Below are 22,265 nucleotides of genomic sequence, written 5' to 3'. Positions count from 1 at the left end.
ATGCGGCATGTTTCACATCGTTTTGGTCGAACCTGAAATCCCGCCGAATACCGGCAACGTCATCCGCTTGGCGGCCAACACCGGCTGCACGCTGCATCTGGTCGAGCCTTTGGGCTTCTCGATAGACGACCGGCACATGCGCCGCGCCGGGCTCGATTACCACGAGTACGCAACCCTGCTGCGCTACCCAAGCTGGCCCGAGTTTCTGGCGAAAGCCCAACCCGATCCCGCGAGGCTTTTCACCCTGACGACCCGGGGCACCCGAAGCCCCTTCGACGTAGCTTTCCAAGGTGGCGACTGGCTGGTGTTCGGCTCGGAAACCCGGGGCATCTCCGACGCGGTACGGGCCAGCTTCGGCCCCGGCCAAAGCCTCAGGCTCCCAATGCGCAGTGGGCAGCGCAGCCTGAATTTGTCCAATGCTGTTGCCATCACGGTCTTCGAAGCCTGGCGCCAAAACGGGTTTGCCGACGGCGCGCAGCGTTAGGGGTACTGCCGGGTAAGTAACTCGGCCACGCACACGGGCTTGCTGGCACCCTCACGTTCCACCGAGACCTCCCACTGCAACTGCACACCCGCCGCATCGACCGGCTCGCAGCCAAGTAAGGTGAGATGCGCGCGCAAGCGGCTGTCCACCGGCACGGGGGCGACGAAACGCACCCGGTTCAATCCGTAGTTCAGTGCCATGCGCACGTTGCGAATTTGTACCGTGGTCTCAAAGAAGTGCGGCAGCAAAGACAAGGTGAGGAACCCGTGGGCAATGGTCGTGCCAAACGGCCCAGAGCGTGCACGTTGGGCATCCACATGGATCCATTGGTGGTCGTCGGTGGCCTGCGCAAACCGATCGATGCGCTCCTGGGAGACCGTGAGCCAGTCGCTGCTGCCCACCCGCTGCCCCACGCAGGCACCCACATCGGCCAGCGATTCAAACACGCGCATCACGGTTCTCCAGCCAGTCGCACAGCGGTTGCCACTGTGCCAAATCGCGCGCTGCTCGGGACGCGGACACATCGAACAGGGTCAGTCCTTGCGCGGCAAGGTGCACGTAGTTCTGGGTATCGCGCAAATAGGTCAGTACGTGCAGGCCAGCGGCATCCACGAAACTGCGCAACTGGTCGGCGGCCAAGGTGCGTGCATCGACGCGGTTTCCCACAATGGCCACCCGCCCTTGCTTGGCGCGCGGGTGTGCGGCCAGGGTATCGAGGAACTCCTGGGTGGCAAAAATGTCAAACACACTGGGCTGCAGGGGAACCAGCACCTTGTCTGCCACTTTCAAAATGTCGGTCAGGCGCCGCCCGTGCAAACCCGCTGGCGTGTCCAGCACCACATGGGTTACCCCTTTGGGCGGCTTGGCAACGCCATCGGTGATATCCCAGCTGGCAATCGGGCGGGCATGCGGCGGTCGCAACCCCAGCCACAGCCGCGAAGATTGCTGGCGGTCGGCATCGCCCAACAGCACCGCATGGCCCTGCGAGGCAAAAAATCCGGCGACCTGGGTGGCGATGGTGGACTTGCCTGCGCCCCCTTTGGGATTGGCGATAACCACAACTGGCATGGCTGACTCCTTGGTATCTGGCTGCGCAAAGACGCGGGCGCTTGCCGCATCTTGCGCTATGTTACGGCCATGCAGATTGACACAACCACACCCCGCAGTACCCAAGACATTTACCTGATTGCGGCCCACAGCCATTGGCGCGAATCCCGTGTCAACCTCCCCTTGCGCAACGCAGCCGCACAACTTGACCGGGTACACCTGTGCGACCTGTACGCGCGCTACCCGGACTACGACATCGACGTGCAAGCTGAGCAAGACCATCTGGCGGCCGCCCAATTGGTGGTGCTGATGCACCCCATCCAGTGGTACGCCATGCCCGCACTGCTGAAGCTGTGGGTCGACGAGGTGCTGACCTATGGCTGGGCCTATGGCGGGGGCACCGCACTGCACGGCAAAGACCTGTGGCTGGCGCTTACCACCGGTGGGCCGCAATCGGCCTACCAACCCAGCGGCTACAACCGCTACCCTTTCGATGCGTTCTTGCCGCCATACGAGCAAACCGCCGCACTATGCGGAATGCGCTTCTTGCCGCCGCTGGTCTTGCACGGAGCCCACAGCGCCGCCCAGCACGACATAGAACAGCATGTACACACCTTCACCGAGCAGCTGCGCAGTTACCCTCACTGGCCAGCGCTGGAAAACCTACCGCCCCGCCCTGCGCACGCCGTACCCTCCACCGACCGCCCTGAGACGCCCTGATCATGGAACACACCCCCACCTGGCTGCTCAACAGCTTGATTTACCTGGGCGCTGCGGTCATCGCCGTGCCGCTGAGCAAGGCCTTGGGCCTGGGTTCCATCATCGGGTACCTGGCCGCAGGCATTGCGATCGGTCCTTGGGGTCTGGGGCTGGTGACGAATGTGGAGGACATCCTACACTTCTCGGAGTTCGGCGTGGTCCTTATGCTGTTCCTGGTGGGCTTGGAGCTAGAACCCAAGCGGCTGTGGAGCATGCGCCGACCCATCTTTGGCGCGGGCAGCGCGCAGGTGCTGGGCTGCACTGTGGCCCTAGCGGCGGTGGCATTGGCCTGCGGAATTGAATGGCGGCTGGCGCTGGTGGCGGCTTTGGGTTTGGCGCTATCCAGCACGGCCATCGCACTGCAGGTGATGGGCGAGCGCAACCTGCTGCCCACCAGCAGCGGCCAGGCGTCGTTTTCCATCCTGCTGTTCCAAGACGTGGCCGCCATTCCGATCTTGGCCTTGCTGCCGCTGCTGGGCGCAGCCACGGTTGCAGCGCACAGCGGCACGCCGGTCTATGTCGAGGTGGCCAAGGTGTTGGGGGTTATCGCCGCCATTGTGCTGGGTGGGCGCTTGCTGCTGCGGCCTGTGTTTCGCTGGATCGCCCGTTCGCGCACGCCCGAGATCTTTACCGCGGCGGCCTTGTTGCTCGTGGTCGGGATTGCGGCCCTGATGCTGTTGGTGGGACTGTCGATGGCCTTGGGTGCGTTTTTGGCAGGCGTGCTGCTGGCCGAGAGCGAGTACCGCCGGGAACTGGAAACAGACATCGAGCCCTTCAAGGGGCTGCTGCTGGGCCTGTTCTTCATCGCGGTGGGGATGAGCATCGACTTCGGGGTTCTGCTGCAATCGCCCGCGCTGGTAAGCGCCATCCTTATGACCTTCATGGTGACCAAGGGCGTGGTCATTTATGCGCTGGCAAGCCGCATCGGGCTGCCTCTGCAAGAGCGACCGGTATTCACCTTGTTGCTGGCACAAGGTGGCGAGTTTGCGTTTGTGGTGTACCAAGCAGCAGCCAGCGCCCGGGTGTTTTCATCACAAACAGCATCGATTCTGATTGGCGCCGTCGCGCTGTCGATGCTGCTGACCCCGGTGCTGCTCGTGGCCATGGACCGCCTGGTGCTGCCACGGTTTGCCAAGCGCAACGGTGCGGCCCTGCCCGAAATTGCCGAACCACAGAACGCACCGACCATCATCGCGGGATTTGGACGCTATGGCCAAATCGTGGCGCGCGTGCTGCTTGCGCAGGGCCTGCCAGCCACGGTGTTGGACCACGACGCCGAGATGATTGAAGCCGCCCGCAAGTTCGGCTACCGCGTGTTTTACGGTGACGCCACCCGGCTCGACCTGCTGCGCACTGCGGGCGCCGAGAGCGCGGCCATCTTGGTGGTGGCGGTCGACGATGTCGAGCAGTCACTCAAGATCGTCGATACCGCACGGGCGCACTTTGCGCACCTGCACATCGTGGCGCGCGCGCGCGACGTGACCCACTGGAACAAGCTGCGCGACCGCGGTGTGGTACTTGTGCAGCGCGAGTTGTTCGAGTCGAGTCTGCGCAGCGCGCGCAGCGTGCTCGAACTTTTGGGCCAGGAACCCTTTGAGGCACGCCGGGCCACGCTGCGTTTTCGTCAGCACAATTTGGCGCTCTTCGAGAAGCAGCATCCGCACTACCGCGATCAGGCTAAACTGATCTCAGTGATCAAGGAAGCCCGCAACCAGCTCGAAAGCCAAATGGCGCAGGAGCGCGAAGACAAGAGCCAGCGCAAGGAAAAGGGTTGGGGTAGCTAAGCGGTGTTCTTGTGCCTTTAAGCCATACCAAGGCTTTCCGATAATGCACCCCAAGTCTTTCCGACCGATACCGATCCAGCGTCCATGAATCTCGTTCCCCTGCCGATCTCATCGATCCGCCTCAACCAGGCTTTGCCCTACCACTTGGTGGACAAGGAGGGCACGCTGCTGGCAAAGAAGGGGTTTGTGATTGAGTCGGAGCGCTATCTGCTTGAAATCGCCAACCGCGGGGGTGGCATCTACATTGATCTGGCCAACCCGGACAACCAGTCTCCCTTCGAGTCACAGCGGGCCTTTGTCGACGAGCTACACACCATGGTGCGCAAAGAGCGTTCGCTTGGGGAAATTGCCAACGCCCGTGCCCCTAAAGATGGAAACCGCAAAGCGGGTGGTGAAACCAGTGATCGCATCGACTGGATGGACCTGCAGGTGCAGTGCAACCTGCTGCTGCGCGGTGGCCCCAGCGACACCTTTGTCGAGCGCCTGGACGCGTTGGTCGCCACGCTGTTGCACCAGATACAACGCAACCCAGATGGCACGCTGTTTGCGCTGTTTTACCTCTCGGCCGGCGAGCTGCGCATGTACAGCGCCACCCACAGCATGTTGGTGGGCGCGATCGGCGTGCTGGCTGCCAAGGAAGTGCTGGCATGGTCCCCTGACGAAGTCGAGGTGCTGCTGCGCTCTGCATTGACCATGAACATTGGCATGACCGCGCTGCAGGACCAACTCGCCCAGCAACGACACCGCCCCGACCCCCACCAACAGGTGCAAATAGACGCCCACGCCGAACGCTCTGTGGAGATGCTGCAAACCACCGGTATCCAAGACACGCTGTGGCTGGAGGCGGTGCGCAACCACCACGCGCAAATTCCAGGCCCGCTGGCCGCGCGCAGCGCACCCGAACGTTTGGCGCGCCTGCTACAACGAGCCGACACCTTTGGTGCGCGTATGGCGCCACGCATTTCACGCCTGCCCTCGCCCTCGGCTGTGGCAATGAAAGCCTGCTACTTTGACGAATTGGGCGGGGTTGACGAAGCTGGCGCGGCGCTCATCAAAGCGGTGGGCTTGTACCAGCCAGGCACCTTCGTGCGCTTGGTGACCGGGGAGATTGCGGTGGTGATACGCCGCGGTGCCAGCACCACCTCGCCCAAGGTGGCGGTGGTGCTCAACCGAAGCGGTATCCCAACCGCAGAGCCTATTTCACGCGACACGGCCGCCAAGGCCTATGCCATTGCAGCCAGCGTGCCCCAGCGCGACGTGAAGGTCAACCTGCACTTGGAACGCATGCTGGCCCTGACCCAAACCACCGGGCTCTGACCACCGCGCTCGTTGAGGGCGCCAGCGCGCGCAGCACTAGGCAAAGGCGTCGCGCAGCTCGGCAATATGCTCCGGTGCAATGCCGCAGCAGCCGCCCACCATCGTCGCCCCTTCCTCCACCCACAATTGCGCCCAACGCAGGTAGGCCTTGGGATGCAAATCGGCGCGGATGTCGAGCAGAACCGCATTGGCCGTGGCCTTCTTGGACTGGGGCGGGAACGCATTGGCATAGACACCAATCTGCACTGGATTTGTGGCGGCCTGCGCCACACGGCGCGCCGCGCGCACCGCATCGAGCATCACTTCAGGTTGGCTGCAGTTGAACAACACCGCCTGGGCTCCCAAGGCCAGTGCCTCCGCGACCGCGTCCGCTACCGATTCACCCGAACGCAAGGTCGCGGGGGCGCTGTCCTCACCGTCGTCGAGAGTGAAGGCAACCCACAACGGCTTGGCGTTGCCAGCCAGCGCACGGCGAGCGGCACGCACCTCCGCAATGGAACTTTGTGTCTCCGCCAACCAAACATCCACACTCTCATCCAGCCCTTCAATCAGGGTCTGGTGGATGCGGATGGACTCGGACTCGACGAACAAATCGGGCCGGTACGACCCCAAGGCGGGTGGCAAGGAGCCCGCCACGAGCACCCGGTGGTCGGCCCGATCAGCGCTTTGTCGCGCCAATTGCCCGGACAAACGGGCGAGCGCCACACCTTCGGCCACAAAGCGGGCTTCGCCAATGTGAAAGGGCACCACTGCGTAGCTGTTGGTCGTGAGAACCTGGGCACCGCTGCGCACAAAAGCGTCGTGCGCCTGCGTCACGAATTGCGGGCCCTCCATCAGCGCCAAGGCCGACCATTCCGGTTGCCGAAAGGGTGCACAGATGCGCTTGAGCTCGCGGCCCATGCCACCGTCCAAAATCGTGAGTTGAGGGGCCATGGCGGTGCATCTCCAAATCAAAAGTTGGTCTGATGGCATGCTAACCTGCCGCCATGTTCAATCCGTCACAAGCCGATGTGCGGCGTTTTTTTTGCTCCGTCTATGGAAAAGCCCGCATTGGCGCACCCTTGGAGGCGATCGAAACCCTGGCTGCACGCTGGATGGACGAGCACCCGGAGTACGCGGCCGAGTGGTCTGACTTGGACGCTGCGCTGACGCGCATGGGCGAGGCCGACCCGGCACGCACCAACGCGTTTTTGCACCTCTCCATGCACCTGTCGATCAGCGAGCAGTGCAGTATCGACCAGCCGCGGGGCATCCGCCTGGCCGTGGAAGCACTGGCAGCGCAGCACAACTCGCTGCACTTAGCGCACCACGCAGCCATGGAGTGCCTGGGCCGCATGCTCTGGGAGAGCCAGCGGGCCGGCCGCCCGCCCGATGGCGAGGCCTACATCGCTTGCGTGCTGCAACATGCCACCCACGACGGGCACAAAAAAAGCCGCTGAAGCAGCGGCTTTTTTTAGGGTATCGCCGCTCAGCGGAAACGGCTTTGGGGCACCACTTTGAGTGTGCCGGGCATCTTGCTCACGTGGTTGGCCAAGAGCTTCAGCTCAGCGTTGGTGAACTGCTTGGCGATGACACCCATCACCGCATTGTTGCGGCCAACTTTTGCGTTGCCCTCAACCTTGTAGGATTTCAGCGCCACAAACAGGTAATCGCCATACTGGCCCGCAATCTTGGGGTACGAGGGTACGCTAGGCGTGTTGAGGTCTACACCATGGCAACCTGCGCAATTGCCTTTGGCCAGCAGCTTCTCCACCGCGTCACTGGCCACAGGGGCTTTGGCCGGCGTGGGTGCTGCTGCGCTTGCACCGCTGGCGGCGTAGTAGGCACCCAGATCGGCCATATCTTGCTCGCTCAGGGACTCAGCAATGCCGCGCATCGACGGGTGCCTGCGCTCACCGGTCTTGTAGGCGCTCAGGGCAGCCACGATGTACTGCTCGTTTTGCCCCGAAATCTTGGGCACTTTGTAGACCTCGGGAAAACTGGCTTGGTAGCCCTCGATGCTGTGGCAGCCAATGCACATCGCATTCTTGGCGGCGCCCGCTTTCGCATCCCCTTTGATGTCCTGCGCTGCAGCGGGCAACACGGTCACACAAGCGACGAGCGCCAAGGAGAGGGTGGAGAGGAATTGGTTCATTTTGCGCGGACAATCAGCCAAGATAGTGGGTAAGCGGACCGGCGCATTATATCGACTGGCCTCCTTGACGAAGACCCCACAGCGAGCCCCTCAACCAGCAAGTCGGCACACCATGCAATTTCACGGAAGTTCACACTACGTCGCAACCCAAGACCTGATGCTGTCGGTCAATGCCGCCATCACTTTGCAACGGCCCTTGCTGATCAAGGGCGAGCCCGGCACCGGGAAAACCATGCTGGCCGAGGAGGTGGCGCAGTCCCTGGGCATGCCGCTCTTGCAGTGGCATATCAAATCCACCACCAAGGCCCAGCAAGGCCTGTACGAGTACGACGCGGTCAGCCGCTTGCGCGATTCGCAGCTGTCCGACGGCGAAGAGGCACAGCGGGTCAAAGACATCCAGAACTACATCGTCAAGGGCGTACTCTGGCAGGCCTTCACGGCAGAGGCACCGGTGGTGCTTTTGATTGACGAGATCGACAAGGCCGACATCGAATTTCCCAACGACTTGCTGCGCGAGATCGATCGCATGGAGTTCTATTGCTACGAGACCCGCGAGCTCATCCGCGCAAAGCACCGCCCCCTCGTGTTCATCACCTCCAACAACGAAAAAGAGCTGCCCGACGCGTTCCTGCGCCGCTGCTTCTTTCACTACATCAAGTTCCCAGACGCCGCCACCATGCAAAGCATTGTGGATGTGCATTTTCCGGGTCTCAAAAAGGAGCTGCTGGCTGCGGCGCTCAAGAGCTTTTACGAGGTGCGCGGCCTGCCTGGGCTGAAAAAGAAACCCTCCACCAGCGAGCTGCTGGACTGGCTCAGGCTGCTGCTGGCGCAAGACATTCCCGCCGAAGCCCTGCACAGCAAAGACGATAAAACCGTGCTGCCACCGCTGGTGGGCGCCTTGCTCAAGAACGAGCAAGACGTCACCCTGTTCGAAAAACTCATGTTCATGCAACGCAACAACCGGTAACACCCATGAAAAACAATTTGTTGATGGAAGGCCTGAGCGACGCCGTCGGCTTTGTAGGGGGTGCGCTGCTGGGCTTTTGGCTGGGGCAGCTCGCTGGCTTGGATGTGTTTGCCGCTGGCTACGGCGGTGCCAGCATTGGCGGCATCGTGCTGGTCGGTCTGGGTGGCGGCGCGGGTCTGCAGCTGGCCCGACGTTGGCGCATTCGGCGCCAGGAATCGAATGGCACCAACCACAGCACAGACAGCGACAGAAAGGGTTGACCATGGCATTTGTCGAAGCAGTTCAGCTCCAGGCGCGCGGCGTACAGCTGGTGCCCCTGGGCCTGGAGCACGAGGCGGGCCTGCGATCAGCGGCGGCGGACGGCGCGCTGTGGGAGGTGCGGGTGACCTCGGTGCCCCAGCCGGAGCAAACCCGCAAGTACATCGAAGACGCGTTAGCGATGCGCCAAGCCGGCAACCGGTTTGCATTTGCAGTGCTGGACGCGCAGGGCAAGGTGCTGGGCAGCACCAGCTTTCACGATATCTTGCCAGCGGTGAAGCGCGTGGAAATTGGCTACACCTGGTACGCCAAAAGTGCACAGCGCACCCACGTCAACACCACTTGCAAGTTGCTGCTGATGACCCACGCCTTTGACACCCTGGGCTGCCATGTGGTGGGCTGGCGCACCGACAATTTCAACTTCGCATCCCAAGCCGCAATCGAGCGCCTGGGTGCCAAAAAGGACGGCATCATCCGCGGCCACGCACTGCGCCGCGACGGCACCATCCGCGACACCGTGATGTACAGCCTGCGCAGCGGCGAGTGGCCCGAGGTGAAGGCGCAGCTGCTGTACCTGCTGGACAAGCGCCGGTAGTCCGATTCAAGCCACAAGCCGCGCTGCGCCCACCATGTTGCTCGACTTCTTCTACACCCTGCGCTCCGCCAAACTGCCGGTGTCGGTCACTGAATACCTGTGCTTGCTTGAAGCCCTCAAGAAAGGCGTCATTGGCCCCAACGCCAACGGCGATGGCCCAACACGCGCCGCTGGAGGCCATGCGATCGAGGATTTCTACCACCTTAGCCGCACTGCGTTGGTCAAGGACGAGAAGCACTACGACAAGTTCGACCGGGCCTTTGGCGCGTACTTCAAAGGCGTGGAGTTGCTCACCGACTTTGGCAAAGAGGTGCCGCTGGAATGGCTGCGCAAGAACCTGGAACTCAACCTCAGCCCCGAGGAGTTGGCCAAGATCGAGAAGATGGGCTGGGACGCGCTGATGGAAACGCTCAAGAAGCGCCTTGAAGAGCAAAAGGAGCGCCACGAGGGCGGCAACAAGTGGATCGGTACCGGGGGCACCTCACCCTTTGGCGCCTATGGCCAGAACCCCCAAGGCATACGCATCGGGCAGGACAAGGGCCGCAACAAGAGCGCGGTCAAGGTGTGGGACCAACGCGCCTACCGCGACTACGACGACACGCAGGAGCTGGGCACCCGCAACATCAAAGTGGCTTTACGCCGCTTGCGCAAGTTCGCACGCGAAGGCCACGAGGACGAGCTCGACCTGGATGAGACCATCCGCAAGACCGCGGCCAACGCCGGCTACCTGGACATCACCATGCGCCCCGAGCGGCACAACAATGTGAAGGTACTGCTGCTGATGGATGTGGGCGGCACCATGGACGAGCACATCGCGCGGGTGGAGGAGCTGTTCAGCGCGGCCAAGACCGAGTTCAAGCACCTGGAGTTTTACTACTTCCACAACTGCGTCTACGATTTCATGTGGAAGAACAACCGGCGCCGCTACGCCGAAAAGTTCGACACCTGGGACATCATCCGCAAGTACAACAAAGACTACAAACTGGTCTTTGTGGGCGACGCCACCATGAGCCCGTACGAGATTCTGCAACCAGGCGGCAGCGTCGAGTACAACAACGAGGAAGCCGGTGCGCAGTGGTTGCAGCGTCTCATCAACGCCTTCCCCAAGTTTGCCTGGATCAACCCCGAGCCCCAGGGCGTGTGGCAGTACCGGCAGAGCATCAGCGTGATTGCGCAAATCATGCAGCAGCGCATGTACCCGCTGACCCTGCGTGGCCTCGAAGACGCGATGCGTCACCTCAGCAAATAGCGCCCAGCCACCTAGAATACGCGGGCCCTCCCGCCTGTGCCGCCGTAGTTCAATGGATAGAACGAGCGCCTCCTAAGCGCTAGATATGGGTTCGATTCCCGTCGGGGGCGCCAGTTGTGCGGGGTGTCCCCGTTGCGTCACCCGCCTAACGCCAACACTTGCTGCGCTCGGTCCCGCTGCACGACTTGTCTCCCAGGCTGGTCAACGAGAGCGTGCCCACCGCAGGATCGGGCTTCACCGGCGTGGCCATCACCTCCACGCAATCCCGAATCGACGCACCCGGGCAGGCCGCTGCAGAGAGCCGGTAGTGGGATTGGGCCAAGCTGTCGCCCGAGTAGTTTTTGAAGGGGACAGCCACCGCCGCCGAGCCCGCACAACTCGGGCCCAGCACGGGTTCGTCAGTTGGCGTGTTCGAAAAACCCAGGTAGCACTGTGTGTGGTATGCATAGTGTTCTTGGGCCTGCATCAGCTCCAACAGCGCGACCCGGCCTTCGGCGCGGCGGCCGCGGAACACAAACTCTTGGTAGGAGGGAACAGCGACGCCCAGCAAGATTCCCAATACGGCCAGAGCAACCAAGAGCTCGGTCAAGGTGAAGCCTGAAGCAATTGGTCTTCGCATCGCAGTACGGCCACGACCCTCAGATTCGGTAGAGCATCTGCAATACCACCTGCACCTCGGTGCGGGACCCAAAGCCGATGGCGGTTACCCGGTACACGACCTCAGAGCCAGGCGTGCCGCTTGTGTCAGGCAACCACTCAATGATGTAGCGGGGCGAGCGCAGCGGCTGAATCCCTGCTGCGCCTTGCGCGTAGCTGCGACCTGTTTGCTCGCCATAGGCAACAGCGGGGCCGTCCGCGTCCTCCAGGTCGACATCGAGCCAAACAGGCTTGGCGCCAGCCGACGGCGCGCATAAGCCTTTGAACTCCGACGTCCTGGCACAGCCCGGCGCAAAGCCAGCGGTGCGGATGCCATCGAACAAGTGCGCGCGAAAGCGGGTTATGTCCAGCTCTGCGTCGGCCAAGGCGGCCTCGGCAGCTTGCAGCGCCAGCTCGGTGTCCCGGTGGCTGCGCGCACTACGCTCGCCCATCAACGCAAGCTGGACTGCGGCCACACCGAGCAACTCGACCAATACCAGCACCAGCAACACCCCCACCAGCGCGGCACCACGGCATTGTCCACCGGGTCGAACGGGCAGCTGAATACAGCGCAGCTGGCACTCAATCGGGCTGGCCATTACGCAGATGCACGGTGAAAGATTCGGCTGCCCGGAGGCGGCCATCGTTGGGCACTGCAAACACGGTGCCCGGGTCGGCGGCAGAAGCAAAGGCTGAGCCAGGTGCTGCCTGGGCCGACGCCCTAGCAAGCCCCAAGGGATACAGCAGCCGAGGTCCTGGTGTGGGCTGCCGCTGGGCCTCGCTGCGCAACACGAAGCCAATGCGCAGGCTGCGCACCAGCCGCCAGTTCTTTTTGGTCGCAGCGCTGCTGGCATCGCCTCCCACTACCAACTGATCGGCACGCAAGTAGGCATATGGCACGCCGTCCTCGCTGCTGGTTAGTGCCGCATTAGCAACAACCGGTGCACGCGCCTGCACGCCATAGAGCACCTGAAACCCCTCAACACCGCGCACCAAAGCCATTCGGTTCTCGAACTGCATGCGCTGGCTATTGGGCAGGTTGTCCAAGGTGTAGCAAAACAGGGCGGGTTCACCACCCACATCAGCGGCGACAAAAAAAACATTGATGGCAGTGTCGTTCCGCGACTGTGAAGCGGTGTCGGGCGCAGAGCCAGAGCAGTCCACCATAGACCCGTCTGAGCGGATGCGCTCAGTGCCCGCACCCACCGGCTGGTAACGCAGCACCAGCACGTCGCTGCCAGCGCCTGCGCTGCCTGCAACCCAGGGCTTGACGTAAAGCGTATCCACGGGGGTGTTGGTACTGCGGATAGTTCCCAGGGCCGCGCCAGCAGTCTGCGTCACGGTGGCATTGTTAAAGCCAAACACCGCCGGCTCGACCATGGCAAGCTCCCATGCAGTTGCTGGCGTGCTGGCAAACGGAATATCCACAAAACCAGCCTGCATGGCCACCCGACTGACCAGGCCGACGGCGAAGGTGGTGTTGTGACGCAGTTGGGAGGCTGCATCTACTAAGGTGTAACCGCGGCTGCTCACCATCAATGCGGCGGCAGCGGCTAACACCAGCACGAGACCAATGGCCATCGCGACCAACAGTTCCACTAAAGAGAAGCCTTGCAACGAACCGCTGCGGCGCGGGACACCCAGACGCCGCTCGGTCACAGTGTCAATGGCAGCACCACAATCGGTGCACTGCCGGGCTGGGTTGCGAATTCGAGAGCGGGCAGTCCAGTAGAAGAGAGACCGAGCGCCAGCCGCCGCCAGCCCATCTTGATGACGAAAGGCGCGCCCACAGGCGGATCTGTCGGGCACGCCCAACGGGGCAGACCACTGGGGTCGTATGGGGCGTCGTCGAAGCAGGTCACCACCCGCGCCGCGGGCAAGACGTGGGCCACCTGGTCCAACCATTGCGTCATGTGTGCGCTTGCAAGCGCCTGAGCCTGAGCGCAAGCCGCACCGACTGCAAGGCAGTACGAAGCCGCCGCTGGCCCCATGCCACCTGACGTATGGGCCACGAAGCTTCCGATATAGGGGTTGTCCAAGGTGCGTGCACCCACGGCACGGTTGTCACGCACCATTTCGGCCAGCTCACGCGCCAATTGCAAACCGGTGGTCTGGTGCTGGGCCTCTTGGTGGGACCGAAGCGCAGCGGTTTGCAGGCCCACCACGCCCAGCACTCCAAAGGAGAACAAGATTACGGCCACCAACACTTCAATCAGGCTAAATCCCGCCGAGTACATACTGGCCCGACGGGCATGGGTCCAACGCGTGAATGCGTTGGCGCTGTAAACAACCGCTCGCATGGTGGCTCCCTTAAGCTATGGGAGCGCAGGTTAGGTGAGCAGCCGTGCTGCGTACCATGCAATCGTCGAGGTTCGAACAGAAGCGGCGGCCACATGCGGCGACGGCGCTTTGGCAAACTTAGCCCACGACACCCACCTGTCATCCGCCTTGTCGCCAGCGACAACACCGGCGCAAAGTCAGCGGCAGTCCAATACGGGTTACGCCCCGTTGCGTTGGTGCATTTGCACGATCTCTGCACGCACATCGGCAGCCCAGACTCGGCGGTCGCGCCCTTCCGCAAAGCGCACCGCGCCAAACTGCAACTCCACGCGCAGCGGCTCAGCACACAAGGTGCGCCAAACAGAGGCCACCAAAGAATCGTCTCCCACATAGCACGGTATTAGGCTGGTGGCGTCGCTTGCGGCTTCAGCGTATCGCAGAGCTACCGCCTGCACTGGCGCACCTGCGGAAACTGCAGCCTGCAGCAAGTTGGCATGGAAAGGCAGTACCTGGGTCCCGTCGCCGGTGGTGCCTTCCGGGAATACCGCCAGGATGTCTCCCTCGCGCAGCCGATCTGCCATGTGGTGCACCACCCGCATGGCATCGCGACGCGATTCGCGTTCGATGTAGAGCGTGCCTGCGCCCGTGGCCAGCATGCCCAGCAAGGGCCAATGCTTAACCTCACTTTTTGCAACAAATCGGCAATGTTGTGCGGCGTGGATGGCCATGATGTCGAGCCACGATACGTGGTTCGCAGCGAGCAGCACCGGGCCGCGGCGGGCGACTTCGCCTCGCACCCGTACATCAACAGACAGGCGCCGCAACATGTCAGCCGCCCAGGCCTGCACCTCGGCGCTGCGCTGTGCTGGTGCCATGCCAGGGAAGTGGCGCCAGATGGTCCAGGCGCCGCGCAGCAAGTGCACAAGCACCCGCAGCAACCGCGCCAGCGCAGTCAAGTTGCGTTGCACTGACCGCAGCACCCGCACGCCCCTGTTATTCGGCGCGGTACGCCAAGTGGCCGCCCACCAGGGTCGCGACCACTTTGCCACTGAGCTCGTAGCCGCCAAAGGGCGTGTGCTTGCCTTGGCTGTGCAAAGTCTCAGGGCAAACCACCCAGCAAGCCTCGGGATCAAACACCAGCACGTCAGCGATACCGCCCACCGCAATGCGGCCCAGGCTGTGCGCCAAACTGCCCAAGGCGCGGTTTGGGACGCCGACTTGGGCGGCTGTGGGAGCTCCAGTCACAACACCCCGCAACACGTCGGCAGGCTGCGCGCAGACGGTGGCCAGCGCCTGCGCCAGCGGCACACCGTCTTGGGCTGCCCACTTGAGCGTGAGGCTTAGCAGCAGTTCCAGGCCGGTGGCGCCGGGCTCGGCCAGCGCGAAAGGCAGAGCCTTTGCATCCTCGTCGACCGGCGTGTGGTCTGACACCAATGCGTCTAAGGTGCCGTCAGCCAAACCCGCACGCAGGGCGTCGCGGTCGCGCTGCTGGCGCAGCGGTGGCGTCAGGCGCATGCGGCTGTCAAAAAAGCCAATATCCATGTCGATGAGGTGCAAGGAATTGATACTCACATCGGCGCTCACCGGCAGCCCCTCGCGTTTGGCAGCACGCAGCAGTTCCACACCGGCTGCGCTGCTGATGCGGCACAGGTGGACCCGGGCGCGGGTGGCGCGCACCAAATCGAAGATCGTGTGCAAAGCAATGGTTTCGGCGAGCACTGGCACACCGCTGAGGCCCAGCCGCGTGGCGAGTGCGCCGCTGGCGGCCACGCCCGTACCCAAATGCATCTCCTGCGGGCGCAACCACACGGTGTACCCAAACGTACTGGCGTATTGCAGGGCGCGCAGCAGCACCTGGGTGTTGGCCAGCGGCACATCGGCCTGGCCAAATCCAACGCAGCCAGCTTGGGTGAGTTCCACCATCTCTGTGAGCGTCTCGCCTTCCAGCGCTCGGGTGAGTGCGCCCAATGGGAAGACGCGCGACTGGTGCAACCGCTCGGAGCGGTAGCGCAACATTTCCACCAAGCCTGGCACATCGAGCACTGGCTCGGTGTCGGGTGGGCAAACCACGCTTGTCACTCCGCCGGCCACTGCCGCTGCAAGCTCCGAGGCCAGCATGCCCTCGTGCTCATGACCGGGTTCACGCAAGCGCACCGACAAGTCCACAAGACCGGGAGCCACGATGCAGCCGCTGGCGTCGATGGTCTGCTCGGGTTGAAACCCCGACGGTACATTGCCGATCGCGAGGATATGGCCATCGGCGATGGCAAGGTCAGCGGTTTGGTCTAGCTGACTGGCCGGGTCAATGACGCGGCCATTGCGAATCAATGTCTTCATTTGCGCCGTCCTGCTTAGGCCTCGTTGCCCGCCACGATGCCCATGACCGCCATGCGCACCGCAATGCCAAAGGTCACTTGCGGCAGGATGACACTTTGGGCGCCGTCCACCACTGCGGAGTCGATCTCGACGCCGCGGTTGATCGGGCCGGGGTGCATCACGATGGCGTCGCTCTTGGCCAGTTGCAGCTTCTCGGGGGTCAGGCCATAGCTCTTAAAAAACTCATGGGTAGACGGCAGCAGGGCGCCACTCATGCGCTCGTTCTGCAGTCGCAACATGATGACCACATCGCAACCGCGGATGCCCTCCTCCAGGGAGTGAAACACCCGCACCCCCATGTGCGACAGGTCAGAAGGCACCAAGGTTTTAGGGCCCACCACGCGCACCTCAGCGCAACCCAAGGTGGTCAGCGCGTGGATGTCAGAGCGGGCGACCCGTGAATGCAGCACATCACCCACGATGGCCACCGTGAGGTTGGCAAAGTCCTTCTTGAAATGCCGGATGGTGAACATGTCAAGCAGGCCCTGTGTGGGGTGCGCGTGGCGGCCATCGCCGGCGTTGATCACATGCACATGCGGTGCCACATGCTGGGCGATCAAGTGCGGCGCACCCGACTCACTGTGGCGCACGACAAAAATATCGGCGGCCATGGCGCTGAGGTTGGCGATGGTGTCGAGTAAGGACTCGCCTTTGCTGGCGCTGGAGCGGGCGATATCAAGGTTGATCACGTCGGCCGACAAGCGAGTGGCAGCGATCTCAAACGTGGTGCGGGTGCGGGTGGAGTTTTCGAAGAACAGATTGAAGACACTTTTGCCACGCAACAGCGGCACCTTTTTCACCTCGCGGCTGCTCACCGAGGCAAAGCTTTCAGCGGTGTCCAGGATGTGGGTCAGTATGCTTTTGGGAAGCCCCTCGACCGACAGCAAATGCACCAGTTCACCGTGCTTGTTGAGCTGGGGGTTACGCTTGGAGAGCATGGTCTAGCGGTCTTTCACGTCAAAGCTGAAGCCGCCGACGTCATCCCGGGCCAGCGACAAAGACTGGTGCTCTGCCAGCACCACGCGCGCCGCCGCAAAGTCTGCCTGCACCGGCAATTGGCGGCCTGCGCGGTCCACCAGCACGGCCAGCTTGACGCTCGCCGGTCGGCCGTAATCAAACAGCTCGTTGACGACCGCCCGGATGGTGCGGCCGGTGTAGAGCACATCGTCAAGGACCAGGATATGCGCGCCATGCACCTCGAAGGGCAGCTTGGTATGGCCACCAGCGGCCAGACCGCGTTTGGCAAAGTCGTCGCGGTGCATGGCCGAGGAGATGCAGCCTGCGCTGGCCGACAGGCCCAAGTCGGCATGCAATCGCTCGGCCAGCCAAGCGCCGCCCGAAATAATGCCCACCAAGTGGGTTTGCGGTGTCGCGAGCTGGCGCACACCGCGGACCAGTTCGGTATAAAGCGCCTCCGCGTCGAGTGCCAACAGGCTCAAACCAAGCTCCTCAAAAACTGCTGCAAGATGATGCAGGCGCTGGCCGCATCGCGGTCGCGGGCACCCTGGGCGATGGCCTCGGTGGTGCTGTAGCGCTCGTCCACCTCAAACACCGGCAAGGCAAAGCGGCCGTGCAATTGGCGGCCAAATTTTTGGGCCCGCACCGTGTTCTCGTGCGGCGCACCATCGGGGTGGTAGGGCACACCCACCACGATCGCATCGGGTTGCCACTCCTGGATGCGCTGCGCCAGCAACTTCCAGCGCGCCTCGCCCTGCGCCTGGATGCTGCCCTGCGGTTGCGCCTGGCCCAGTAGGCGGCTGCCCACAGCCACGCCGGTTCGCTTCTCGCCGTAATCGAATGCAATGAAGGTGCGCAAGCCTTCGGCCACCAGCGGGCGTGCCACCTGGTCACCGGCGGGGCTCATGCGTGGCCTACTTGGGAAGAGATCATCCAGGATTGCAGGCCCAAGAGTGCAAGCGCCTTGTCGTAACGCTGTTCTACGGGGGTGTCAAAAATCACCACGGGGTCCGCGTCCACCGTCAGCCAGGCATTTTCACCCAGCTCGCTCTCCAACTGGCCTTCGCCCCATGAGGAATAGCCTAAGGTAACCAGCACCCGCTTGGGGCCGGCACCGCCGGCCAAGGCCTCCAAGACGTCTTTGGATGTCGTCATCTCCAAGCCACCTGGTATCGCCAAGGTGGATGCATACAAGGTTTCGCCCAATGGCTGCGAAGTGCCCTGCAGAGCGTCATGCAACACAAAACCGCGCTCGGTCTGCACCGGTCCGCCCTGGAATACGGGTGCCTGGCTAAGATCGGGACGCTTGAGTGCCAGATCCACCTTGCCAAACAAGGTTTCCATCTTCATGTCCGCCGGCTTGTTGATGACCAAACCCAAAGCGCCACGCGCACTGTGTTCGCACACATACACGACGCTCTTGCCAAACATTTGGTCGCGTAGCCCGGGCATCGCGATCAAGAAATGGTTTGTGAGGTTGATGGATGCAGAATTGCCGGACATTTTTTCATTTTAGCGACTCACATGCCTGAAAATTTCGACACGGGCTTAGTCTGGTTTCGGCGCGATTTGCGGGTGCATGACAACACGGCCTTGACCTCGGCGCTACAAAGCTGCCGGGCCGTTTTTTGCGTCTTTGTTTTCGATACCGCCATCTTGGAGCCTTTGCCGCGGGCCGACCGGCGGGTGGAATTCATCCGTGAGTCCTTGGTGGAGCTCGACGCCAACCTGCGCACCTTAGCGTGCAAACCTGAAGCAGGCTTGATCGTGCTGCACGGGGATGCCGTCGCATCGATCGTTGGGCTGGCGCAGGCATTGCACGCCCAGGCGGTGTTCGCCGGGCGAGACTACGAGCCCTATGCCGTCGACCGCGACGCCAAGGCAAACGCGGCGCTGCGCGCCGTCAGCAGTACCTTCGTGCTGCACAAGGACCACGTGGTCTTTGAGGGCCAAGAGATCATGACGCAATCAGGCACGCCCTACGGAGTCTTCACGCCATATTTGCGTGCATGGACTGCCAAGCTGCGAAGCGAGCCCTGGCACTGCACAGCGCGAGATGCGCCAGGTCATGCCCTGGCTCCGAGACCAGCGCAATTCCAGCGGCCAGTGCCTAGCTTGGACGATATCGACTTTGCGCCGACCAACCTGCAGGCGCTGGGCCTGCGCGCTGGAGAGTCGGGCTCGGCTGCGCTACTGGCCGATTTTGTGCAACGCGTCGATCAGTACGACACCGCGCGCAACTTTCCGTCTGTCAAGGGACCGAGCTATCTGGGCGTGCACCTGCGCTTTGGCACGGTGTCGGTGCGCCAGCTGGTTCGGCTGGCCACAATGAGTGAGGTCACCCGCAGCACAGGTGCAGCAACATGGTTGACCGAGCTGGTCTGGCGCGACTTTTATGCGCAAGTCCTCGCCAACTTTCCCTTTGTGGCAAGCCGAGCGTTTCGGCCCGAGTACGACAAGATAACCTGGGAAGACGGCGCGTCGGCGCAGACCCTGTTTGTGGCGTGGAGCACGGGCCAAACCGGCTACCCGTTGGTGGACGCGGCAATGCAACAGCTACTGCAGACCGGCTATATGCACAACCGCCTTCGGATGGTGGCGGGCAGCTTCCTGGTCAAACACTTGGGAATCGATTGGCGTTGGGGTGAGCAGTTTTTTGCGCAGCATCTCAACGACTTCGACCTGGCCTCCAACAACGGTGGCTGGCAGTGGGTGAGTTCGAGCGGCTGTGATGCCCAGCCCTACTTTCGTATCTTCAACCCGGTGACGCAAAGTGAGAAGTTCGACGCGCAGGGCAAGTTTATTCACCGCTACCTGCCGGTGCTGCGGGGTCTACAAGGCCCGGCCCTGCATGCGCCTTGGCACGCCAAACCGGTCGAACTTCAGGCCGCTGGCGTGGTGCTGGGCAACAACTACCCCCATCCGGTGGTGGATCATGCAACGGCCCGCGCCCGCACGCTCCAGCGCTACGGTGTGATCAAGAAGTCTGCAGTACCCGAATCCGATTCAGCGCAGTAATCGCGCACCAGCCCCAGCAACTCGTCCTCAGGGTAAGGCTTGCCGAGGTAGTGGTCAACGCCGAGCGCATTGGCATGGTCACGGTGCTTCTGGGCAATGCGCGAGGTGATCATGATGACCGGCAAGCTTGCATACACTGGGTTTGCGCGCAGGTTGCGAACCAGTTCAAAACCATCCATGCGCGGCATTTCGATGTCTGACAAGATCACGGCGGGCAGTTCGTCAGCGAGCATTTCCAAAGCTTGGAAGCCGTCCTGGGCTAAAGCTACCCGAAAGCCCTCGCGAACCAGCAGGCGCTGGGTGACCCGGCGCACCGTCACGGAGTCATCCACCACCAGCACCAAGGGTCGGTGGTCGGTGACTTGGTGCAACGTGGGCGCACCGCTGGCTGCGCTGGGACTGGAAGAGCTGTCCGACTGCGCCGCGCGTGCTGTATCACCGTACACGTTCGCAAGCGCCACGGGGTTGTAGAGCAAAACTACGGCCCCAGACGCCAACACTGAGACGCCAGTCAGTCCAGCCAAGCGGCTGAGCTGGCGTCCCAGATTCTTTACCACCACCTCGCGGTTGCCTAGCACTTCGTCTACATGCATCGCGACCCGTTGACCGGCACTGCGAAACACCGCCACCGGCACGCTCTTGGTGTTGGCCTCTGGGATGCGCGTCGGCTGCTGCTGCAGCAGCGCGCCGGCCCAATAAAAGGGTATCGCTTGGCCAGCCACGTCCAACGTTTTGTCAGCGTAGGCTTGGGCAAGCGTCTGCAGTGGCACGCGCTGCACCGATTCCATCAGGTTGGACGGTACGCCCATGGTGAAATCGCCCAAGCGCAGCATCACCACCGAATGAATTGAAGTGGTTAAGGGCAGCACAAGGACGAACTCGGTGCCTTGACCTGGGGCCGTCTTTGCCTCTATACGCCCTCCCAGCGACTGCACCTCCGAGCCAACCACGTCCATGCCAATTCCGCGTCCGGAAAGTGCAGTGACCCGCTCGGCGGTGGAGAAGCCTGCAGACAAAAGCAAGCTCAGCGCCTCATCGACGTTGAGTGCGTAGCCCGCTGGGATGCGCCCTGCCGCCACCGCCTTGTCCACAATGCGTTGCATTTGCAAGCCGGCGCCATCATCCTTAAACGAGAGCATCATCTCGTTGCGTTCCTGCTGCAGCGCGACGGTGACGGTGCCCACTTCAGGCTTGCCCGCGGCCACCCGCGAGGCTGCGTCTTCGATGCCGTGGGCCACAGCATTGCGCAGCAGGTGTTCAAACGCTGGTAGCAAGCGATCCAGCACGCTGCGATCCATCTCGATAGAGCCACCCAGTACCTCAAGACGCACTTGTTTGCCGAGCTCTTTGGCGGCCTGACGCACCACGCCATGGAGTCGCTCGGACACCGCATCAAACTCAACCATTCGGGTTCGCAAAAGATCACGCTGAAGTTCGCGCGCTTGGTGACCTTGGGCGACAAGATCGTCTTCTGCACCTTGCACAGCGCGGTGCACAGCAAGTTGCACCGTCGCCACGTCGTTGACCGACTCGGACATCATGCGGGTTAGCTCTTGGACCCGCGTAAAGCGGTCTAACTCCAGCGGATCGAAGGGAGTGTGGTGGTCGGTATGCTGGCCCAGACGCGACTGCATCTGCGTCTCTGCCTGCAATTCAAGGTCGCGCAACTGCCTGCGCAAACGATCCAGGTTGGCTGCCATGTCACCTAGGGACGCTCGCAGCTGGCTTACCCGGGAGCCCACGCGTGAGCGGCTGATCAGAATCTCACCAGCTTGGTTGACCAAACGATCCAGCAACTGCGATCGCACCCGCACCGATTGGCTGGCCAGTGGCCGCAAGGACGTGACCACAAGCGCCGTAGTGTTCGCCGCATGCGTCCCAGCCTGCGCCATGGCTTCAGGCGTTGGGAAGACCACTTCACTGGCGGCGTCCAAGGCGTCAAGCGCACTCTGCATGTCATCGCACTGTGACAACAGCGGTTCAAGCTGTGAAGCCCGCAGGTTGACTTGGCCCAGGGACTCAATGTCGGACTCCATACGGTGGGCCAACTCGCCCAAGCCCATTGCGCCCGCTAAACGTGCACTCCCCTTCAGGGTGTGCAACAAGCGCAAGGACTCGCCGCTCGCTTGGGCATCGTCTGGATGTGCCACCCACTGGCGCAACGCCGCGCCCAAGGCAGGCAGCAGCTCTAGCGCTTCTTCCTTGAACACAGCAAACAAATCGGGGGCTAGATCGATAGGCTGTTGTACGACCTCGCCCAACAAAGGTGCTGGCTCAGGCTCAGGCTCAGGCTCAGGCTCAGGCTCAGGCTCAGGCTCAGGCTCAGGCTCAGGCTCAGGCTCAGGCTCAGGCTCAGGCTCAGGCTCAGGCTCAGGCTCAGGCTCAGGCTCAGGCTCAGGCTCAG

Annotated in this window: 25 protein-coding genes and 1 tRNA gene; 11 read left to right on the top strand and 15 right to left on the bottom strand. The window is 62.5% G+C overall.

The window, feature by feature from the left end:
- Positions 1-7 precede the first annotated feature (7 nt).
- Entirely contained in the window at positions 8-484 is a 477-nt protein-coding gene (locus tag ACILRC_RS09175) for a tRNA (cytidine(34)-2'-O)-methyltransferase (RefSeq protein WP_395669059.1), read from the top strand.
- Here the strand turns inward: ACILRC_RS09175 and ACILRC_RS09170 are convergent.
- Entirely contained in the window at positions 481-936 is a 456-nt protein-coding gene (locus ACILRC_RS09170) for a MaoC family dehydratase (RefSeq protein WP_395669058.1), read from the bottom strand. The two genes, ACILRC_RS09175 and ACILRC_RS09170, sit on opposite strands and share 4 nt — an antisense overlap.
- The gene (locus ACILRC_RS09165; RefSeq protein WP_395669057.1) at positions 923-1,552 is read right to left on the bottom strand and encodes an AAA family ATPase; all 630 of its coding nucleotides are present in this window, start codon (positions 1,550-1,552) and stop codon (positions 923-925) included. The genes ACILRC_RS09170 and ACILRC_RS09165 overlap by 14 nt, the downstream gene beginning before the upstream one ends.
- Before the next feature lie 69 nt (positions 1,553-1,621).
- On the opposite strand from ACILRC_RS09165, the gene ACILRC_RS09160 reads away from it, so the two are divergent.
- The 3 genes from ACILRC_RS09160 (at position 1,622) to ACILRC_RS09150 (ending at position 5,391) form a co-directional block, all read left to right on the top strand.
- Complete coding sequence (locus ACILRC_RS09160; protein ID WP_395669056.1) at positions 1,622-2,251, top strand: NAD(P)H-dependent oxidoreductase; 630 nt, start codon at positions 1,622-1,624, stop codon at positions 2,249-2,251.
- Between the two features lie 2 nt (positions 2,252-2,253).
- Entirely contained in the window at positions 2,254-4,074 is a 1,821-nt protein-coding gene (gene kefC, locus ACILRC_RS09155) for a glutathione-regulated potassium-efflux system protein KefC (RefSeq protein ID WP_395669055.1), read from the top strand.
- An 84-nt stretch (positions 4,075-4,158) separates the two neighbouring features.
- Positions 4,159-5,391 carry an HD-GYP domain-containing protein gene (locus ACILRC_RS09150; RefSeq protein ID WP_395669054.1) on the top strand — a complete coding sequence of 411 codons (1,233 nt, stop codon included), beginning with the start codon at positions 4,159-4,161 and terminating at the stop codon, positions 5,389-5,391.
- Positions 5,392-5,427: 36 nt separating this feature from the next.
- Here ACILRC_RS09150 and ACILRC_RS09145 read toward each other — a convergent pair whose 3' ends face one another.
- Positions 5,428-6,324, bottom strand: a complete 897-nt coding sequence (locus ACILRC_RS09145; RefSeq protein ID WP_395669053.1) for a homocysteine S-methyltransferase family protein — start codon at positions 6,322-6,324, stop codon at positions 5,428-5,430.
- Positions 6,325-6,377: 53 nt separating this feature from the next.
- On the opposite strand from ACILRC_RS09145, the gene ACILRC_RS09140 reads away from it, so the two are divergent.
- Positions 6,378-6,830 carry a DUF1841 family protein gene (locus ACILRC_RS09140; RefSeq protein ID WP_395669052.1) on the top strand — a complete coding sequence of 151 codons (453 nt, stop codon included), beginning with the start codon at positions 6,378-6,380 and terminating at the stop codon, positions 6,828-6,830.
- Between the two features lie 29 nt (positions 6,831-6,859).
- Here the strand turns inward: ACILRC_RS09140 and ACILRC_RS09135 are convergent, their stop codons facing one another.
- A complete protein-coding gene (locus tag ACILRC_RS09135; RefSeq protein ID WP_395669051.1) occupies positions 6,860-7,525 on the bottom strand; it encodes a c-type cytochrome in 666 nt (221 codons plus the stop codon).
- 112 nt (positions 7,526-7,637) lie between these two features.
- Between ACILRC_RS09135 and ACILRC_RS09130 the strand changes: the two genes are divergently transcribed.
- The 5 genes from ACILRC_RS09130 (at position 7,638) to ACILRC_RS09110 (ending at position 10,707) form a co-directional block, all read left to right on the top strand.
- Positions 7,638-8,492: an AAA family ATPase gene (locus ACILRC_RS09130; RefSeq protein ID WP_395669050.1), complete on the top strand. Its 855-nt coding sequence runs from the start codon at positions 7,638-7,640 to the stop codon at positions 8,490-8,492.
- A gap of 5 nt (positions 8,493-8,497) precedes the next feature.
- Positions 8,498-8,752 (top strand): hypothetical protein, encoded by a 255-nt coding sequence (locus ACILRC_RS09125; RefSeq protein ID WP_395669049.1) that lies wholly within the window; start codon positions 8,498-8,500, stop codon positions 8,750-8,752.
- A gap of 2 nt (positions 8,753-8,754) precedes the next feature.
- Complete coding sequence (locus tag ACILRC_RS09120) at positions 8,755-9,345, top strand: GNAT family N-acetyltransferase (RefSeq protein ID WP_395669048.1); 591 nt, start codon at positions 8,755-8,757, stop codon at positions 9,343-9,345.
- Between the two features lie 34 nt (positions 9,346-9,379).
- Positions 9,380-10,594 (top strand): VWA domain-containing protein, encoded by a 1,215-nt coding sequence (locus tag ACILRC_RS09115; RefSeq protein ID WP_395669047.1) that lies wholly within the window; start codon positions 9,380-9,382, stop codon positions 10,592-10,594.
- A gap of 38 nt (positions 10,595-10,632) precedes the next feature.
- A tRNA-Arg gene (locus tag ACILRC_RS09110) sits at positions 10,633-10,707 on the top strand.
- Positions 10,708-10,739: 32 nt separating this feature from the next.
- Here the strand turns inward: ACILRC_RS09110 and ACILRC_RS09105 are convergent.
- The 10 genes from ACILRC_RS09105 to ACILRC_RS09060 all read right to left on the bottom strand — a co-directional run bounded on the left by ACILRC_RS09105 (position 10,740) and on the right by ACILRC_RS09060 (position 18,346).
- Positions 10,740-11,213 carry a type IV pilin protein gene (locus ACILRC_RS09105; RefSeq protein ID WP_395669046.1) on the bottom strand — a complete coding sequence of 158 codons (474 nt, stop codon included), beginning with the start codon at positions 11,211-11,213 and terminating at the stop codon, positions 10,740-10,742.
- A gap of 19 nt (positions 11,214-11,232) precedes the next feature.
- Positions 11,233-11,829, bottom strand: a complete 597-nt coding sequence (locus ACILRC_RS09100) for a pilus assembly protein (protein ID WP_395669045.1) — start codon at positions 11,827-11,829, stop codon at positions 11,233-11,235.
- Positions 11,813-12,889: a PilW family protein gene (locus ACILRC_RS09095; protein WP_395669044.1), complete on the bottom strand. Its 1,077-nt coding sequence runs from the start codon at positions 12,887-12,889 to the stop codon at positions 11,813-11,815. Before ACILRC_RS09095 ends, ACILRC_RS09100 begins: the two co-directional genes overlap by 17 nt.
- Positions 12,886-13,530 (bottom strand): type IV pilus modification protein PilV, encoded by a 645-nt coding sequence (pilV, locus tag ACILRC_RS09090; protein WP_395669043.1) that lies wholly within the window; start codon positions 13,528-13,530, stop codon positions 12,886-12,888. The genes ACILRC_RS09095 and pilV overlap by 4 nt, the downstream gene beginning before the upstream one ends.
- 198 nt (positions 13,531-13,728) lie before the next feature.
- Entirely contained in the window at positions 13,729-14,478 is a 750-nt protein-coding gene (locus tag ACILRC_RS09085) for a lysophospholipid acyltransferase family protein (protein WP_395669042.1), read from the bottom strand.
- Between the two features lie 25 nt (positions 14,479-14,503).
- Entirely contained in the window at positions 14,504-15,847 is a 1,344-nt protein-coding gene (locus tag ACILRC_RS09080) for a dihydroorotase (RefSeq protein WP_395669041.1), read from the bottom strand.
- A gap of 14 nt (positions 15,848-15,861) precedes the next feature.
- Positions 15,862-16,824, bottom strand: a complete 963-nt coding sequence (locus ACILRC_RS09075) for an aspartate carbamoyltransferase catalytic subunit (RefSeq protein WP_395669040.1) — start codon at positions 16,822-16,824, stop codon at positions 15,862-15,864.
- Positions 16,825-16,827: 3 nt separating this feature from the next.
- Complete coding sequence (gene pyrR, locus ACILRC_RS09070; protein ID WP_395669039.1) at positions 16,828-17,325, bottom strand: bifunctional pyr operon transcriptional regulator/uracil phosphoribosyltransferase PyrR; 498 nt, start codon at positions 17,323-17,325, stop codon at positions 16,828-16,830.
- Positions 17,322-17,750: a Holliday junction resolvase RuvX gene (ruvX, locus tag ACILRC_RS09065; protein ID WP_395669038.1), complete on the bottom strand. Its 429-nt coding sequence runs from the start codon at positions 17,748-17,750 to the stop codon at positions 17,322-17,324. The genes pyrR and ruvX overlap by 4 nt, the downstream gene beginning before the upstream one ends.
- Positions 17,747-18,346 carry a YqgE/AlgH family protein gene (locus ACILRC_RS09060; RefSeq protein WP_395669037.1) on the bottom strand — a complete coding sequence of 200 codons (600 nt, stop codon included), beginning with the start codon at positions 18,344-18,346 and terminating at the stop codon, positions 17,747-17,749. The genes ruvX and ACILRC_RS09060 overlap by 4 nt, the downstream gene beginning before the upstream one ends.
- A gap of 21 nt (positions 18,347-18,367) precedes the next feature.
- On the opposite strand from ACILRC_RS09060, the gene ACILRC_RS09055 reads away from it, so the two are divergent.
- Positions 18,368-19,861 (top strand): cryptochrome/photolyase family protein, encoded by a 1,494-nt coding sequence (locus tag ACILRC_RS09055; protein ID WP_395669036.1) that lies wholly within the window; start codon positions 18,368-18,370, stop codon positions 19,859-19,861.
- On the opposite strand, the gene ACILRC_RS09050 is transcribed toward ACILRC_RS09055, so the two are convergent.
- Positions 19,810-22,071: a response regulator gene (locus tag ACILRC_RS09050; RefSeq protein ID WP_395669035.1), complete on the bottom strand. Its 2,262-nt coding sequence runs from the start codon at positions 22,069-22,071 to the stop codon at positions 19,810-19,812. The two genes, ACILRC_RS09055 and ACILRC_RS09050, sit on opposite strands and share 52 nt — an antisense overlap.
- Positions 22,072-22,265 lie beyond the last annotated feature (194 nt).

Source organism: Rhodoferax sp. (assembly GCF_044236835.1).
Lineage (GTDB): Bacteria > Pseudomonadota > Gammaproteobacteria > Burkholderiales > Burkholderiaceae_C > Allorhodoferax.
Note: the sequence above shows the minus strand (reverse complement) of the source record. Positions and strands in the feature narration are given on the sequence as shown.

What these genes read in the sequence shown, in the direction of transcription:
- ACILRC_RS09175 (WP_395669059.1), top strand. Translation starts at nt 8, where the DNA reads ATGTTTCACATCGTTTTGGTCGAACCTGAAATCCCGCCGAATACCGGC.
- ACILRC_RS09170 (WP_395669058.1), bottom strand. Translation starts at nt 936, where the DNA reads ATGCGCGTGTTTGAATCGCTGGCCGATGTGGGTGCCTGCGTGGGGCAG.
- ACILRC_RS09105 (WP_395669046.1), bottom strand. Translation starts at nt 11,213, where the DNA reads ATGCGAAGACCAATTGCTTCAGGCTTCACCTTGACCGAGCTCTTGGTT.
- ACILRC_RS09120 (WP_395669048.1), top strand. Translation starts at nt 8,755, where the DNA reads ATGGCATTTGTCGAAGCAGTTCAGCTCCAGGCGCGCGGCGTACAGCTG.
- ACILRC_RS09125 (WP_395669049.1), top strand. Translation starts at nt 8,498, where the DNA reads ATGAAAAACAATTTGTTGATGGAAGGCCTGAGCGACGCCGTCGGCTTT.
- ACILRC_RS09100 (WP_395669045.1), bottom strand. Translation starts at nt 11,829, where the DNA reads ATGGCCAGCCCGATTGAGTGCCAGCTGCGCTGTATTCAGCTGCCCGTT.
- ACILRC_RS09055 (WP_395669036.1), top strand. Translation starts at nt 18,368, where the DNA reads ATGCCTGAAAATTTCGACACGGGCTTAGTCTGGTTTCGGCGCGATTTG.
- ACILRC_RS09115 (WP_395669047.1), top strand. Translation starts at nt 9,380, where the DNA reads ATGTTGCTCGACTTCTTCTACACCCTGCGCTCCGCCAAACTGCCGGTG.
- ACILRC_RS09075 (WP_395669040.1), bottom strand. Translation starts at nt 16,824, where the DNA reads ATGCTCTCCAAGCGTAACCCCCAGCTCAACAAGCACGGTGAACTGGTG.
- ACILRC_RS09150 (WP_395669054.1), top strand. Translation starts at nt 4,159, where the DNA reads ATGAATCTCGTTCCCCTGCCGATCTCATCGATCCGCCTCAACCAGGCT.
- ACILRC_RS09130 (WP_395669050.1), top strand. Translation starts at nt 7,638, where the DNA reads ATGCAATTTCACGGAAGTTCACACTACGTCGCAACCCAAGACCTGATG.
- ACILRC_RS09165 (WP_395669057.1), bottom strand. Translation starts at nt 1,552, where the DNA reads ATGCCAGTTGTGGTTATCGCCAATCCCAAAGGGGGCGCAGGCAAGTCC.
- pilV (WP_395669043.1), bottom strand. Translation starts at nt 13,530, where the DNA reads ATGCGAGCGGTTGTTTACAGCGCCAACGCATTCACGCGTTGGACCCAT.
- ruvX (WP_395669038.1), bottom strand. Translation starts at nt 17,750, where the DNA reads ATGAGCCCCGCCGGTGACCAGGTGGCACGCCCGCTGGTGGCCGAAGGC.
- ACILRC_RS09140 (WP_395669052.1), top strand. Translation starts at nt 6,378, where the DNA reads ATGTTCAATCCGTCACAAGCCGATGTGCGGCGTTTTTTTTGCTCCGTC.
- ACILRC_RS09080 (WP_395669041.1), bottom strand. Translation starts at nt 15,847, where the DNA reads ATGAAGACATTGATTCGCAATGGCCGCGTCATTGACCCGGCCAGTCAG.
- ACILRC_RS09060 (WP_395669037.1), bottom strand. Translation starts at nt 18,346, where the DNA reads ATGTCCGGCAATTCTGCATCCATCAACCTCACAAACCATTTCTTGATC.
- ACILRC_RS09160 (WP_395669056.1), top strand. Translation starts at nt 1,622, where the DNA reads ATGCAGATTGACACAACCACACCCCGCAGTACCCAAGACATTTACCTG.
- ACILRC_RS09145 (WP_395669053.1), bottom strand. Translation starts at nt 6,324, where the DNA reads ATGGCCCCTCAACTCACGATTTTGGACGGTGGCATGGGCCGCGAGCTC.
- ACILRC_RS09135 (WP_395669051.1), bottom strand. Translation starts at nt 7,525, where the DNA reads ATGAACCAATTCCTCTCCACCCTCTCCTTGGCGCTCGTCGCTTGTGTG.
- kefC (WP_395669055.1), top strand. Translation starts at nt 2,254, where the DNA reads ATGGAACACACCCCCACCTGGCTGCTCAACAGCTTGATTTACCTGGGC.